The 14,854-nt window shown below is 58.6% G+C and carries 10 protein-coding genes and 1 pseudogene; 7 read left to right on the top strand and 4 right to left on the bottom strand.

Annotated elements, in window-relative coordinates; translation table 11 throughout:
• The first annotated feature begins 16 nt into the window (after nt 1–16).
• The 3 genes from CXY82_RS08835 to CXY82_RS08825 all read left to right on the top strand — a co-directional run bounded on the left by CXY82_RS08835 (nt 17) and on the right by CXY82_RS08825 (nt 8,893).
• Nucleotides 17–697 (top strand): hypothetical protein, encoded by a 681-nt coding sequence (locus tag CXY82_RS08835; protein WP_146069088.1) that lies wholly within the window; start codon nt 17–19, stop codon nt 695–697.
• Between the two features lie 160 nt (nt 698–857).
• The gene (locus tag CXY82_RS08830; protein ID WP_104170594.1) at nt 858–5,750 is read left to right on the top strand and encodes a type ISP restriction/modification enzyme; all 4,893 of its coding nucleotides are present in this window, start codon (nt 858–860) and stop codon (nt 5,748–5,750) included.
• 137 nt (nt 5,751–5,887) lie between these two features.
• On the top strand, nt 5,888–8,893 hold the full coding sequence (locus CXY82_RS08825) for an SIR2 family protein (RefSeq protein WP_104170593.1): 3,006 nt from the start codon (nt 5,888–5,890) through the stop codon (nt 8,891–8,893).
• Between the two features lie 426 nt (nt 8,894–9,319).
• Here the strand turns inward: CXY82_RS08825 and CXY82_RS08820 are convergent, their stop codons facing one another.
• Together CXY82_RS08820 and CXY82_RS08815 are read right to left on the bottom strand one after the other, a co-directional pair.
• Nucleotides 9,320–10,411 carry a hypothetical protein gene (locus CXY82_RS08820; protein ID WP_104170592.1) on the bottom strand — a complete coding sequence of 364 codons (1,092 nt, stop codon included), beginning with the start codon at nt 10,409–10,411 and terminating at the stop codon, nt 9,320–9,322.
• Nucleotides 10,408–10,770, bottom strand: a complete 363-nt coding sequence (locus CXY82_RS08815) for a PadR family transcriptional regulator (protein WP_104170591.1) — start codon at nt 10,768–10,770, stop codon at nt 10,408–10,410. Before CXY82_RS08815 ends, CXY82_RS08820 begins: the two co-directional genes overlap by 4 nt.
• A gap of 142 nt (nt 10,771–10,912) precedes the next feature.
• On the opposite strand from CXY82_RS08815, the pseudogene CXY82_RS18370 reads away from it, so the two are divergent.
• Nucleotides 10,913–11,182, top strand: a pseudogene (locus tag CXY82_RS18370) (recombinase family protein); the annotation flags it as partial.
• Nucleotides 11,183–11,425: 243 nt separating this feature from the next.
• The gene (locus CXY82_RS08800; RefSeq protein WP_104170649.1) at nt 11,426–12,130 is read left to right on the top strand and encodes a DUF3800 domain-containing protein; all 705 of its coding nucleotides are present in this window, start codon (nt 11,426–11,428) and stop codon (nt 12,128–12,130) included.
• Nucleotides 12,131–12,251: 121 nt separating this feature from the next.
• On the opposite strand, the gene CXY82_RS08795 is transcribed toward CXY82_RS08800, so the two are convergent.
• A complete protein-coding gene (locus CXY82_RS08795; protein WP_104170648.1) occupies nt 12,252–12,455 on the bottom strand; it encodes a hypothetical protein in 204 nt (67 codons plus the stop codon).
• A gap of 56 nt (nt 12,456–12,511) precedes the next feature.
• On the opposite strand from CXY82_RS08795, the gene CXY82_RS08790 reads away from it, so the two are divergent.
• Nucleotides 12,512–13,126, top strand: a complete 615-nt coding sequence (locus CXY82_RS08790; protein ID WP_104170590.1) for an RES family NAD+ phosphorylase — start codon at nt 12,512–12,514, stop codon at nt 13,124–13,126.
• Nucleotides 13,127–13,197: 71 nt separating this feature from the next.
• Here CXY82_RS08790 and CXY82_RS08785 read toward each other — a convergent pair whose 3' ends face one another.
• Complete coding sequence (locus CXY82_RS08785; RefSeq protein WP_104170589.1) at nt 13,198–13,764, bottom strand: GrpB family protein; 567 nt, start codon at nt 13,762–13,764, stop codon at nt 13,198–13,200.
• A gap of 114 nt (nt 13,765–13,878) precedes the next feature.
• Here CXY82_RS08785 and CXY82_RS08780 point away from each other — a divergent pair, with 114 nt between their 5' ends.
• On the top strand, nt 13,879–14,535 hold the full coding sequence (locus tag CXY82_RS08780; RefSeq protein WP_104170647.1) for a CatA-like O-acetyltransferase: 657 nt from the start codon (nt 13,879–13,881) through the stop codon (nt 14,533–14,535).
• The last annotated feature ends 319 nt before the right edge of the window (nt 14,536–14,854 follow it).

The raw sequence follows: 14,854 nt of genomic DNA, 5'->3' as shown, positions 1-14,854 counted from the left end.
TGCCGAGAGTGCGGCTTTGTTCGCCTCGTTTGACGAGGCCTCCCGCAACCTCAACATCGCAAGACTCCTGTGGCCTCTGACCTCCGACGAATCACAGAAGGGAAATAATCTCGGAGATCAGATGGGTCCAGTTCCCTATGCTCATCAGCAGATCCAATATCCGATAGCGTCAACAACCATGGACTTCAACCCCGACACTGCGCAAATGGCCTTCGGCTTATATCTCTCTCTCTTCATCGTATTCGTTCTTCTAAAGAGCGTTTCAGGAGCTGGCGGCGTCCCGATGTGGATCCTCGTTTTGCATTACGTGACAGGGTTCATGGCGGTCTTCGCCCTGATGGCCCTTGTCACAATAGACATCACGTTTACAGGGTTGGCTGGCGTCATGCTGTGGATAGCGTCAGCACTGATAACGCTCTTGTACTTTTTCAGCATGTTGCGGAGCACGATGTTGCTGCGGCGCGCTACGCACGACTCGACCCACGATGCAGCGAATGTTCCGATAGGCGAGAATGCATCAGCCAACGCGGCAATGGCGGCACTAGTTGCCTCATCGGAGGGGGCTGCGATAGCGGCCGCCTCGGCAGCCGCATCCGCAGCTGCGGCAGCAGCGGTAAGAGCTGCAGCAGCGGTAGGAGCGACCGCAGCTGCAGCTACGGTCGCGGCAGCGGTCCCAGAGCCGTTAACCGCGCACTAGGCAGGGGGTTCCTGTCTGGAACACCAATCGGTGGTCGACGAGTGATCACCACCGCATCCCGGGGCATGGCTCACCGTGCAGGGAGGCTGCAATAGGCTAATTTTTAGGCCGCTGTGTGGCCATGGGGGGTTCGCTTGCGCGAACGCGATCTGGAGTTGCAATGACGACGATTCATGACCTTCTTGACGAGTACGCCCAGATGGCGCGTGACACCCGTGAGAAGGGGCTTCTGCTCGAACGGCTCGCACGCGCATACCTGACGACGGATCCCGTGTGGACGGCACGATTCGAAGATGTCTGGTTGTGGCAGGACTGGCCAGGGCGCAACGGCAAGGTCGACACCGGCGTGGACCTGGTTGCCAAGGAGCGCTACGGCGACGGTTTCTGCGCCATCCAATGTAAGTTCTATGCGCCAACCCATTCCATCACGAAGGGCGATATCGACTCGTTCTTCACCGCGTCAGGCAAGCACCCATTCACTAGCCGCATGGTGATCTCGACCACGGAGAAGTGGTCCAAGCACGCTGCGGACGCCCTCATCGATAATTATGTGAAGACCTGGCGGGTGGGCGTCGATGACCTCGCCCAGTCCGAGATTGACTGGTCCCAGTATTCGCTCGCGAAGCCAGACGAGCTCGTGGCGCCCACTCTCAAGCAGCTGCGCCCTCATCAAGAGGAAGCCGTCGCCGACGTGGCCAAGGGCTTTAAGGCCTCTCCCCGCGGCAAGCTCATCATGGCTTGTGGGACCGGCAAGACGTTCACGAGCCTTCGTCTCGCGGAGTCCGTTGCCGGTGCTGGCGGGTCGGTGTTGTTCCTGGTGCCTTCTATTGCTTTGTTGTCGCAGACACTCAAGGAGTGGGCGGCCGAGCGGACCTTGCCGCTTCGGGCGTTCGCGATCTGCTCGGACAACAAGGTCGGCAAATACGCGGAGGACTACTCCGTCTCCGACCTGGCTTACCCCGCGACGACCAGTACCGCGCAGCTCCTCGCCGAAGTTGCAAAAGCGGAGAACCCCGAGGGTATGACCGTGTACTTCTCGACGTACCAGTCTGTTGATGTGGTGGCCAAAGCGCAGGCTGCGGGTTTGCCCGAGTTCGACCTGGTCGTCTGTGATGAAGCCCACAGGACCGCGGGTTTCACACTCGAGAAGGGTGTCGAGTCCTCGTTCCTCCGCGTCCACGACGAAAGTGCGATCAAGGCGAAGAAGCGCCTGTATATGACCGCGACACCGAAGATTTACGGCGAAGCAGTACGCACGAAAGCCTCCGAGAAGAACGCGGTGCTCGTGAGCATGGACGACGAAGCAACCTTTGGTCCGACCTTCCACCGTCTGGGCTTCGGTGACGCTGTGGAACGCGACCTTCTCACTGATTACCGGGTCCTGGTCCTCACCGTCGATGAAGGCACGATCGGTGCCGACTTCCAGGAGAGCTTCGCGGTCGACGGAGATCTGAACATCCCAGATGCTGCCCGCATCGTGGGCATCTACAACGGCCTCGCCAAACGCGGTGTCCAAGGCCTCGGATCCAATGCGGCCGACCGAGCTCCCCTGCGTCGGGCCGTGGCATTCTCCCGTTCAATCAAGGACAGCCAGAAGGTGCAGTCCATGCTCAACGGCTACGACGGTATTTACACCAGGGCACCCAGCGTCTCGTTCCCCAGTGCAGCAGAACAAAGCGGCGAGCACGCCGCAGACCAGAACTTGACAGGAGAGTCACCCCTGCGGCTGGAAGCCAAGCACGTCGACGGCACGATGAACGTGATGATCCGCAACCAGATGCTCGACTGGTTGAAAGCTGAAACCGACCCCGACGACAACCTGTGCCGCATCCTCACCAACGCGCGCTGCCTCAGCGAAGGTGTGGACGTGCCGGCGCTCGATGCGGTGATCTTCCTCAACTCCCGTGACAGCCAGGTCGACGTCGTGCAGAGCGTTGGCCGGGTGATGCGCAAGGTCGAGGGCAAGGACTACGGCTACATCATCTTGCCCATCGCCGTGTCCGCCGATATGACGCCCGAGCAGGCACTCAACGACAACACCAAATACAAGGTCGTCTGGGATGTTCTCCGTGCCCTCCGCGCCCATGACGAACGTTTTGAAGCCAAGATCGAGCAGCTCGACCTCAACGGCCGTAGCGACAACCAAATCCAGATCATCGATGCACGCGACCCGTGGAACGGCGACCAGGAGAACGGTGAAAACCTCCAAGACAACGTCCCGGTCCCCATGGACTGGTCAAAAATCGGCGCGGATTGGCGCACAGCTGTCTACGCGAAAATCGTCGACAAGGTCGGCGAACGCGACTACTGGGAGAACTGGGCCCGCGACGTCGCCGAGATCGCCAAACGCCAACGGACCCGGATCGCCAGCCTTGTCCACGGATCTAACGAACACATCCGCGTCGAATTCGCCGCATTCGTGGGCGGGCTCCAAGACAACTTGAACCCATCGATCACGGAAGCGGACGCGATCGAGATGCTGTCCCAGCACCTGATCACCGAACCGATCTTCGACGCTCTTTTCAAGGACTACTCGTTCAGCGCCAACAACCCGGTCTCCCAAGTGATGCAGCGCATGGTCGACGCGCTCGAGGGCAGCAACCTGCACACCGAGACCAAAGAGCTCGAGTCCTTCTACGCTAGCGTTCGCCGCAGCGTGGAGGGCATCACCGATGCTGCCGGCAAGCAGACCACCATCAAACGCCTCTACGAAAAGTTCTTCTCCGGCGCCTTCAAAGACACCCACGAACGCCTCGGTATCGTCTACACGCCGAACGAGATCGTCGACTTCATCCTCAAAAGCGCCGACGACGTCCTGCGAAAAGAATTTGGGGTGACGCTGTCGGACGAGGGAGTGCACATTCTTGACCCCTTCACCGGTACCGGCACGTTTATCGTTCGGCTGCTGCAGTCCGGGCTGATCAAGCCCGCTGACTTGGTTCGGAAGTATCGGCACGAGCTGCACGCCAGCGAGATCGTGCTGCTGGCCTACTATGTGGCCGCCGTGAACATTGAGGAGACCTTCCACGGTCTCGTCAAAGACACCGGCGGCTCCCATGCGGAAAGTTTCGGGGTCAAAGGTTATGAGCCCTTCCCCGGAATCGTGCTTACCGACACGTTCCAGACGTCCGAGGACGATGACCGTTACGACGATGGCGGGATCTTCGGCGACAACAACGAACGCGTCAAAGCTCAGAACGCGCTCGACATTCGGGTAATCGTCGGGAACCCTCCTTACTCGTCCGGCCAGGACAGCGCCAATGACAACAATCAGAATCTGAAGTATCCGTCCCTGGACGCCCGCATCGCCGCCACTTATGCGGCAAAGTCCACTGCGCAGAACAAGAACAGCCTCTATGACTCCTATATCCGTGCCATCCGTTGGGCCAGCGACCGGATCAAAGACCGCGGCGTGGTCGCCTTCGTCTCCAACGGTGGCTTCCTCGACGGCAACACCGCAGACGGCCTCCGGAAGAGCCTCACGGAAGAGTTCAGCTCCCTCTACGTGTTCAACCTTCGTGGCAACCAAAGGACATCGGGCGAACAATCCCGCCGTGAAGGAGGCAAGGTCTTCGGTGCAGGGAGTCGTGCCACGGTAGCTATCTCGGTCCTCGTGAAGAATCCGGATGCCACCGAGCATGGGTGGTTGCACTACCGCGACATTGGTGACTACCTCACTCGTGAGCAGAAACTGTCACTTGTCGCCGAATACGGCAGCATCCAGGGTGTGCCGTGGGAGCCGGTCACTCCAAACGATGAGGGGGATTGGCTAAACAAACGCGACGATGCCTTCGGAGCCTTCACTCCGATCGGCGATAAGGACGCGCCGGGCCGCACAGTGTTCACGAGCTACTCACGAGGGCTAGCGACTGCCCGCGATTCGTGGGTGTATAACTCGTCACGTGAGGACCTGATGCAGAACGTCGAGAAGATGGTTTTGTTCTACAACGGGCAGGTTGACGCCTTCGAGAGTTCCGGTAAGGCCACGAAAGATATTGATAGCGTCATCGATTTCGACGCACGCAGCATCAGCTGGAACCGCGCGGACAAGGCGCGGGTGGCGCGCGGGACCAAGTATTCAGTGCACCAGGATGCTGTGCGAATAAGCACATACAGGCCTTTCAGCAAGCAGCACGTCTACTTCGATCGCCGGCTCAACGACATGGTCTACAAGCTGGAAACGATGTTCCCGACGGCTGCCCAGCCCAACGTCGGAATCGTGATTACATCGCCGGCTTCGCACTACGCATTCACGCCCTACATCGTTGACTGTCTTCCCGATCTGCACACATTGGACACGGGACAATTCTTCCCGCGCTACACATACGAACCGCGAAGCGGTGACACTGAACTGGATATCTTCGGCGACGGCGAACCGTACACGCGTGTCGACAATATTTCCGATGAGATCATCACGGACTACCGGGAGCGATACGGATCTGAGGTGACAAAGGACGACGTTTTCTTCTTCATCTATGGACTCCTGCACTCCCCCGACTACCGCATGACCTACGCGGGGGACCTCAAGAAGATGTTGCCGCGCATTCCGAACCTGGCGGATGCAACCGACTTTGCGTCTTTCGCTGAGTCGGGACGACGGCTCTCTGCTCTTCATCTCGGCTACGAGTCAGTGGTTCCTTATCCACTTGAAATGGTGACTTCAACGACTGGGCAGAATACTGTCCCTGATCTACGCGTCACCAAGATGCGCTTTGGTGGCAAGGCCGGCGCCTGGGATAAGACGACGATTCGATACAACGATGAGATCACTCTCACAGGTATTCCGGATGAAGCGCACGAATATATGCTCGGCTCCCGATCCGCAGTTGAGTGGATCATCGAGCGCTATCGCGTAAAGCAGGACAAGGACAGCGGGATCGTCAACGACCCGAATGATTGGGCCACCGAGCACAATGATCCCGAGTACGTCCTGAATCTGCTCAAACGCATCGTCACAGTCAGCGTCCAAACAGTAGCGATCGTGAATTCACTTCCCACGCTACGGATATTGGATGAGCTCGAGGCCGCTTCCGAAGTCGTCTCCGCCCTTTGACTCATCACCGCTCAAGACATTCACGCAAAATGCCGGGAACATTTTGATCCATGTCGCAGGGGAACAGTTTTTCAAATTCAGGGCGCCGCTGTTCGAAAGCGAGTTCTGTCAGGTCTTGTTGGAGCTAGGGGGAACACATGCAGGCAATCGAAAAGCTGAGAGAAGCATTAGGGCGCGGTGACGTGGTCGTGGTTGCGGGTACTGGAGTGTCCGCTGGAATCTCGAATAACTCACCTGCCGGAACTTGGCTGGGCCTGTTAGCGGACGGAATCAGCCACGTCGAAAAGAAGCACGAGAACCGTGGAGCCCTTCTCCGCTTGCGAGTTGAGAACTATCTAGAGGATCCGAGAGTGTCCGACCTGACGAATATAGCCAGCGAGCTACGTCAAGAACTGAACGAAGGGGATCATGATCGGTTCCCTCGATGGCTCAGCAGCGCGATCGGGGAGCTTCCAGTCGAGGACAAGAGCATTCCCGATGCGCTTGCAGCACTCGGTGCTCCGCTCTTCACCACCAACTACGACACCCTTCTAGAACAAAGCACTGGGCGTGCGAGCGCCACCTGGTCGCAACCAGACACTATGCGAAAAATTGCCAACTACGAAGTAGACGCTATCGGGCATCTACATGGGATTTGGTCCGATGCGTCGAGCGTTATTTTCACCGCCGATGATTACAGGCGCATAGTCTCTGATTCTGCGGCGCAAACGGTTCAAACATCCGCGTTCACGATGAAGACTTTCCTCTTTGTGGGATTCGGCTCGGGCACAGAAGATCCGAACTTCAAGTCTATGATTAATGACTTCGCACGTGCATTTCCCGGAACCCACAACGCACATTTCAGACTCTGTCGCGCGTCCGAAATGAGGGAAGAATCCACGCTCGATGCCGTCGTGGACATCTCTTACGGAGAGAGTCACGAAGAACTCCCGGGCTTTCTTCACGGCCTCAAAGTCGATAAAGAAATCGCTCCATCAATTGATGCGCGATCGCGATCGCTTGAGCATCTCGAGAATCGGATACGAGACAACTCTGCGCTCTGGCGTGACACTGAAACTCTGGATGATAAGTCAATCCGGGATCTAATCGTCACACCGATTTTCTTGCCCGAACCGCATGACCAGTACGCGACGAATTCGGTTCTGGAATCGGAACGCAACAGGGTCGATCCTGTTGACATCGCGGAACACATAGAGTCGAGCGACGTCATCGTCGTAGCAGGAGAAGAGAACTCAGGCGTCTCTACGGCCTTGGCCTGGATCCTCCATGAAGCGATGACGGCCAATTCCGCACTTCACGCCATAACAGTCGATGAGCCCCTGGTCGCTGGACCGCGCCCTATCTCAAAGACCGTGGAACGCATTTATCGAGATTGGAACATCAACCCAGCGGGGGAAACCGAGATAGCTCGGTGTGTGCTCGGAGTGGATAATCTTCGTTTCGAGACTTCGGAACGATTCCAACGAGCTATACGAGACCTGTCGCAAAACGCAAGCAAGCTCAAGGTGATCGGAGTTCGTCAGCACGACGCATTGGAAATTGTTAACGCTTTGAAAGCGCACGGAGTCGCGAACGTTTCACTTGTTTACTTGGGCCGGTTCAGTAACTCTGAAGCCCAAGAGCTTGCTCGGCGAGTTGCGCCGGGTGATGAACAACGCGTTGTCCAAGCCGTGATGATCGTCATCCGGGAAAAGCACCTCCCTCGAAATCCATTCACCATCACCTTGCTGATCGAATTGATCCGAAATGGCAGCAACTTGAAGGAGGAGGATTCCGAAATTGCGGTGCTGGACCAGTACCTCAATCTGCTTCTCATTGGTGAATTCATTCGGGAGCGCAGTCGATCGGCGCTCACCCTCCGGAACAAACGTTTCGTGCTCGTTGCCTTGGCTCGAAAACTCGTAGAGGCGCGAGAAGACAAAGCGACGGCGACCGAGTTCATCGGATGGGTATCAGAGCTATTCGCAGACCTTGGTTGGCCGCACGACGCGTGGGACTGCATAAGCGATCTGATCAAGCGTCGGGTGCTAAGCCGAGGGCCCGAAAACACCATTCGCTTTCAGCGTTCCGCATATCTTGAGCTCATGGCGGGGATCGCGGCTCAAGAAGACGACGAGTTTCGCAAGTTGGTGTTCTCAGCCCCTCTGCAGCTTGCTTCGATCGTCCGCACCTATGCCGCCATGAGCCGAAATGATGCCGCCGTATTGGAGTTGATGGAGCGTCAGATAGAACTGATCACAGTTGCTCCTCCATCCGGAGCGATATTCGGAAACATACGCCGTTTGGAAGCACCGCAGGATCTTTTCAAGGACAGCGGAGGTGCCGCCGAAGACCAAGCGGAGGCGCAGCCTGATGCCGTTGAAAGAGGCGGCATCAGCCGTTCTTACTATGACGACACGGACGATTCCGACCGCCCTGCCTTCCTCACCGCGAGAATAGAAGATCTCTCACCCGCGCGCATTGCCATGCTCGTCGTAGACCTCGCGTCTCGTGTTCTGCGCGACACTGACGAGAGTAGGGATCAACAGCTCAAGGCGCGAGTGCTTCGGAAGCTCTTGGTTGCCTGGGTTGGCTTTGTAGATCTGTATGAAAGTGAACTCAAAGACGCGCCCGACATTGACGACGTGATTCGAGAGGTTCACAAGAAAGATGACGCGACAGACGACGAGTTCAAGTCGTTCAAAGCGGCCGTCTTGCGGGTGCTTCCTTGTTTCGTGACCCTGAGCGGTATCCAATATTGTTTGAGTTCGCCAAGTCTGGTTCCTCTGCTTGGTTCCGTCCAGATGTCTGGCATGGAGAATGCCCATTTTGGCGGACTCATTCGTACGCTGGCTCTTTACGCGTCCGATTCCACCGCGTGGGTCGATTCTTTGTCGACGCTTGAACCGCGCGCTGTGAAAAGCTGGTTTTCGGCTGGCTTTCTCTCCTCCGTGGCTAGATACGCATACATATCGGACGTGCGACTAACGGACGACGAACGCGAAAAGATTCGACAATACTTGCGCCAGGTGATCGGTGAGCGGTATGACTTCAGCGGTATCGACCACAGAAACCGGGTTATGAACTCTTTCGAAGACAAACTACGCAAGGCTCGCTTGGGCGAAACGCGGCGGCCGCAGAGATCCCTGAACATCCTGACTTGATTGTGTGTGCGACAGTCTTCACGGTAGACAGGGAGTGGCTTCCGCCTCCAGATCAGACTCTCGCCAAAAACGGTTTCAAGGCAGCAGATATTGACGCCCTGGGGTGTTGACCATCTGTTCTATCGTTCCGCCATTGTGGGGTACACCCCAGCTGGACGTCAGATCCTAGTGTGGAACTTACGTCAGACAAGGTCGGTTTCTTCATTCTTTGACACTCGCCGGCGTGGCTCTTGGAGTCGCCCTGACACACCGCGGTCAGTCGTTAGTCATCCAGGTGACAGCGAATCCACCCGAAGCGACGCGAGGACTATTCGTTGTCTCGTTCGAATGTGAGCCATGCGGTGATGTCGAGTGGTTGAGTTGGCGGCAGGTCGATCGCTGATGGGCTGATCTTTCGCGGTGCGGGATTGGTCTGCGGTGACTCGCTCATTTGTCTCCGTTGGAGTTTGGTGTAGGTGTGGCGCTCGGTTCGAGAGCGACGGGCGGCGACGAAGAGGGAGCGGGAGTCGGCGGGGCCGTCGGCGTCTGCTGTGTGAGGGGCCGCACTTGGGCAAAGGGTGGCACGGCCGGAGCAGCGGTGGAGAGGTCGGGCTCGCCACTGGGTTGCAAGTTATAGTCCACCGAGTCGACCGTGTTGAGGGGGAAAACGTTCCAACCGGTTCTCCCCGGTACGTCGGAGCTGGGGACCAAGAGGACCTCCGTCCCGTCGGCGCCGTATGTGGTAGCCCACGGTGTGGCGTTTGGATCGCCGACGGTCGTGAGTGGTTTTCCATCCTGGTCGAAGAGCTGCACGCCGGTCAGAGGTTGACCGTCTGAGTCATAGGCGAACACATTGAAGACCTCGTTGCCGTCGAGCAGCAAGCCTGGTGGAACATAGTCCTCCACGTATTGGTCGGCCGAACTATTCCACGCTGTGGCGAGCACAAGAAGAAATGGCAGCGCGATGATCGAGCAGACACTGACCAGTGTCCTAAGCGGTGGCAGCCATGACCAGGTCAGCCATCGTCCCCGTCCCCATTGCACGCTGACGGTGACAAATAGCAGGAGCAGAACCCACTCACCACCATTCGACGGCAGAGTACTGGCAATGCTGTTGCCGATAACTAGAGCCGTAATGACCTTGTAGACGGCCCAGCCCCGTAGCACCCACCAGAACGGTCGGAGTGAGATGAAGAAGTCCAGGGTGTGCGAGCCGATCACTGTCGATCGTGCCTTTCGGGCGAGGTTCGATCGCTGTGCGCTGGCCCAGGTGCGAAGTTCATTGGCGGTCCAGGCGGATGCCAGCCGCGGCTTTCCCCGAACCGGTAGCCCGGCCGCGGCCCGCAACTCGTCGGCGTAGCCGACAGCATCGCCCGGATCAAAACCCGGCGCATCGAGATCCTCGGCTTGCTCGGTCAGATCCCCTTCAAGTCCGTCCGTGAGTTCTTCGACATCTTCACTGGGAAGGTCGCTGAGCGCGGCGCGCACGGCAGCGGCAAAATCACGAATGGCCAGGGTGGGTGAAGTGGTCGTGCTCATGACTTATCCCCGATCGTGCGGATGGTAGCGGTGGGCTGGTGCTGTTCTGTGAGGAGGAGTGACATTGTGTTGGCGAACCGAGTCCAGCTGGCTCGTTGTTCGGCAAGCATGGTCCGTCCCTCAGTGTTGATTCCGTAGTACTTGCGGTGCGGCCCGCCATCGGAGGGCACGACATAGGTTGACAATGCACCCGCGGTATAGAGGCGCCGAAGGGTTCCATAAACCGAGGCGTCTCCCACCTCCTTGAGGCCGGCAGCGCGCAGGCGCCGCACAATGTCGTAGCCATAGCCGTCTTCTTCCTGAATCACGGCGAGCACCGCGACGTCGAGCACTCCTTTGAGTAGCTGCGTGGTGTCCATGTATCTCCTCTGACGCATCACACACTACTACGCGGTACGCGGTAGTGATTCCGGCGCCACGCCGGATGGTGGCACCGAACGGTCATTTTCCGAAGTCGCCTGCACAAACGTCCGTACTGGTTTGCACAATCGTCGCGGCGTTGCCCCCCTGGCCGAGTTCGAGCGGGTCCTTATCTCTGAGCGCACCGTGGCCGGGCTCGCCGCGGCGCGAGCACGGGGGAGGACGGGTGGGCGTCCGTTCAAGATGACGCCGGCCAAGATTCGCCTGGCCATGGCCGCCATTGGTCAGAGGTAGACGAAGGTCCGTGAACTTTGCAAGGAGCTTGGGTTCACTCGGCAGACGCTGTACCGCCATGTTTCACCGTCGGGGGAGCTACGGCCTGACGGTGCGAAGCTTCTCTCCAAGAATTAGCGGCCAGTCCGAGGCCTAGGCCTTTCGTGACAGTACGGGATGTCTCGCAACTGACGGTGACTACCGTCATGCAGCCAGCAGGTTAAGCGACGTAGTTATGAGAATCACCGCACCACGAGATCTGGCGTCCTCGAAAGGCGCAGGAGATGGAGCGTGAGACGCTTCATATCCCTAGGGTTGTGAAGCAGATGCTCGGCTTCGCATCCTCATTCCGAGGGCTATGCGACCGCTTAGAGTTGCGTGGTGAGCGCGCATCTAAACCGGATGATCTATGTCGACGATTCTGGTCATCCCCAGTCCGGTCTCGTCATCTACGGATGGATCGAGTTCGCACCCGATCACTGGGCGGGCGTGTTGCGCAGCTGGCTCGATACCCGCAAGCGACTTTGGCGGGAATTCGGAATCCCCGTCGTCGAGGAGTTGCACACGACCGAGTACGTCAACGGTCGAGGTCGGATCTCCAAGCGTATCCCGGATCGGCATGTGCATGCCGGCGTGGAGTACTGGAAGGACTTTGGTCGCGAGGTCGCTCTCGAGTGTCTGCAGACATTGAGGTCCTCAGAGGGGCTGCGGGTGGGAGCCGTGTGGCGAAATGATGATCCGCAGCACCTGGCGCGCACCCGCCAAGAGGCGTATGCCGCGCTCGTCACGCAATTCGAGCACGAGCTCGCCGAAGAAGAGTCTCTCGCCCTTATTTTCATGGACGGCGACGGAAGTGACATGAGTTACCGATCGACGCATCGCAATCTAAAGCTTGCGGAACGTCGCGTGATTGAGGATGCCATCCATCTGGATTCGCATGGATCGCAGCTCGTCCAGATGGCGGATCTCGTCGCGTGGTCCGCGAACGCGCATGTGGACCGTCACGCTCACAACGAGTTCGCGTGGGAGTGGTACACGAAATACCTCAGTGAGCGCGATCTCGCGCGAGTGCCCAAGAAAATCTAGTGGTTAAACAGCGAGACCCCCTTATCCACGTGTGCGGGGGGGTCTGCGTTCATAATGCTACGCGAGGTGATGGCGTTTGTCGAGATGTGTGCCCGCGTATTTACAGCACACATCTCACCTCCTACTTCTTGCTGGTGCCGTAGGGGCTCTGGTTCGTCGGCTTCAGCGACACCCCGATGTCCGCGGCATGCGACTGAACTGCGCTCGGGGTACGTCCCATGTGAAGTCCGATCACTCGGGTGGGCGTGTTGCCCTTTGCCTCCGTGCGCAGCTTCGCATTGTCGGTCGGCGTCCAGGGCTTGTTGTTATTCTTCGGCGTGGTCATTTTCGATTCTTCCATTCAGGCGAGCTGTTCTCGGTGTCCTAAAACCCAAGAGTGAAATGACCACTGTCGTGGTGTTCCCCGCAAAAGGAACCTTCACCGGGTCACGGCGCGACGCCCGGTGCGCTAGGTGCCGTCAAGTGAGCGGTCGAGATGTCGTTGGGAGCGAATCAGTGTCGGGTGAACCCTCGGTGGAACAAGTTGGAGATGTCTGGTCCAGCATTTCCGGCTCGTTCTATCGCGCCGTAGATCCCTCACACCTCGACACGGCCCTTCTGGGTTCGCGTCTTGCCGGCAGGTACTCGGAACCGTCTCAACCGACTCTGTACCTGAGCTCATCTCCTCAGGGAGTCGACGCGGCGATGAGCGCTCATACCCAGGGTCGTGTCGCCGAGCTCGTCTTGCTGGAATTTCAGGTGGAAGCCCATAACATCGTCGATCTGCGCAACCCGGCTGTTCTCATTGCAGCCGGTATCGACCTTGCGGACGCACTCGCGCCCTGGCAAGACATTGTGAAGGCCGGAGGCGAGCCCTCTTCGTGGCATGTTCGTCGGCGGCTGGAGGCCCTTGGTGCGAATGGCCTCGTTGACCCTTCGCGCAAACGCCTCGGGCTGTGGCATCTGACCCTCTTCAGGTGGAATTCTCCGAACGCGCCACGTGTCGCTCGCCAATGACCCGACGCGGTTGTTCACCGTTGCCGAGCGGTAGCAGAACCTTCGCCGGGACGTGGTTCGCCGGGGACGGTTCAGCTGGCGGGCTGGCTTGCTCGCCAGTTGCGTGCATGGGTCAGTATCTGCTGGATGACTGCACTCTTGGCGTCGGCGTAGTGGTTTATGTCGCTCCAGGTGTTGGCCGCGAGCGTCCGCTTTGTGGATCCGTAGAGTGCACGGTCTGCAGCACTGACCCGGAGCCAGTCGCGGAGGTCGAGGTAGTCGATCTGCTCAGCGGACTCTGGCGGAAGAACGTGCACGTGGAAGTCCAACTCCGCCGTGCGGAGCATCCGGTGGCCGTATTCTCGGACACGGAGCCGCAAGCCGATGGATTCCATTGGCACAATGTAGGACTGCTCGTCGTCAATGTCGGCCACGACAAGCAGCATGTCGATCACCGGTTTCGCAGCCAGTCCAGGGACTGAGGTCGAACCGATGTGTTCGACCGACAGCGCAGCTGGGCCCAGGGAGTCCTGGATCTGTTGAGCCATGGAAGCTGCTTTTGAGGGCCATGTGTCGTCGTAATCGACGATGACGATCGCACGTTGCTCACGACCACCGATCAGGATGCTGTCGAGTTCCGTGTCTCTTGGCTGGTCCATCCTGCGAGTCTGGCACGACAGACTCGGCCGTCGAGGCCCGACTGAAGTCCGTTAGCAGCGGAACGGTCACTGTGCTGACCGATGGGGAGGGGTGCCCGCCTTAGGCTCGTGGGCATGACAGAAGCGCGCGCGATCGATCTGGACAAGTGGCCTCGGCGGGAGCACTTCGAGCACTACCTCACGCGCGTCGAGTGCACGTACGCCCTCACGGTGGAACTCGACGTCACGGAGATGGTGGCGGCGCTCCGCGTCGTTCCGTGGAAAAGCCATATTGCGCAGATCTGGGCTATCGCCTCAGTAGTGAATCGTCACGTCGAGTTTCGGATGACCCTCACTGGCGAGATGGTCCCGGCGACCTGGGATGTTGTGCACCCTGCATTCACCGTTTTCAACCCCGAGCGAGAGACGTTTGCCAACGTCTGGTCTCCCTTCCACGCTGACTTCTCGATCTTCCACGAGCAGGCGGTCGACGTCTTGGCTAGATACCGCAATGCCACGTCGTTTCAGCCGCAGCCAGATATGCCCGCAAATGTGTTTGACATATCAAGCATCCCGTGGGCGTCGTTCACTGGGTTCAGTTTGCAGATACGCGACAGCTGGAAGCATCTCTTGCCTATATTCACCCTGGGTCGGTACCGGGAGGCTGGGGGGCGAACCGTGATGCCTGTCGCCATTCAGGTGCACCATGCGGCGGCTGACGGTTTCCATACGGCTCGCCTTGTTCAAGAGTTGCAAGCGCTCTTTTCCGACCCGTTGTGGCTCTCCAAATAACGCTTCAGGGGCACAGAATTCGCTGCCAGGGCTTCGAGTCGACGTTGAACGGCGGGGTGCCATTTGGGAACCCTCGGCCAGCGCTTCTCAGGTTCGCCCGCAATAATCCGAACCATGACGATCCCAGCTGTAGCCATTGTGTGTGCGCTCGGCATCCTGGTGCCGGTACTGCTGGGACTCTTGCCAAGTCAGCGCAAGCGCCACGACGCGCGCCGCTGATCGGTCGAGCGGAGGGCCGGCATGTCGCCGCGCAATAAAAACGACAAATGAGTCAAGTCCGGCAGATAGCCTGAGCACGCGCGTCTGCGCGGCCGGCACG

The sequence above is a fragment of the Cryobacterium sp. M23 genome, from assembly GCF_002929655.1.
GTDB classification, from domain to species: domain Bacteria; phylum Actinomycetota; class Actinomycetes; order Actinomycetales; family Microbacteriaceae; genus Cryobacterium; species Cryobacterium sandaracinum.
Note: the sequence above shows the minus strand (reverse complement) of the source record. Positions and strands in the feature narration are given on the sequence as shown.

Coding starts and splice junctions, on each gene's coding strand:
- CXY82_RS08830 (WP_104170594.1), top strand. CDS start 858: ATGACGACGATTCATGACCTTCTTGACGAGTACGCCCAGATGGCGCGT.
- CXY82_RS08825 (WP_104170593.1), top strand. CDS start 5,888: ATGCAGGCAATCGAAAAGCTGAGAGAAGCATTAGGGCGCGGTGACGTG.
- CXY82_RS08820 (WP_104170592.1), bottom strand. CDS start 10,411: ATGAGCACGACCACTTCACCCACCCTGGCCATTCGTGATTTTGCCGCT.
- CXY82_RS08815 (WP_104170591.1), bottom strand. CDS start 10,770: ATGGACACCACGCAGCTACTCAAAGGAGTGCTCGACGTCGCGGTGCTC.
- CXY82_RS08795 (WP_104170648.1), bottom strand. CDS start 12,455: ATGACCACGCCGAAGAATAACAACAAGCCCTGGACGCCGACCGACAAT.
- CXY82_RS08790 (WP_104170590.1), top strand. CDS start 12,512: ATGACCACTGTCGTGGTGTTCCCCGCAAAAGGAACCTTCACCGGGTCA.
- CXY82_RS08785 (WP_104170589.1), bottom strand. CDS start 13,764: ATGGACCAGCCAAGAGACACGGAACTCGACAGCATCCTGATCGGTGGT.
- CXY82_RS08780 (WP_104170647.1), top strand. CDS start 13,879: ATGACAGAAGCGCGCGCGATCGATCTGGACAAGTGGCCTCGGCGGGAG.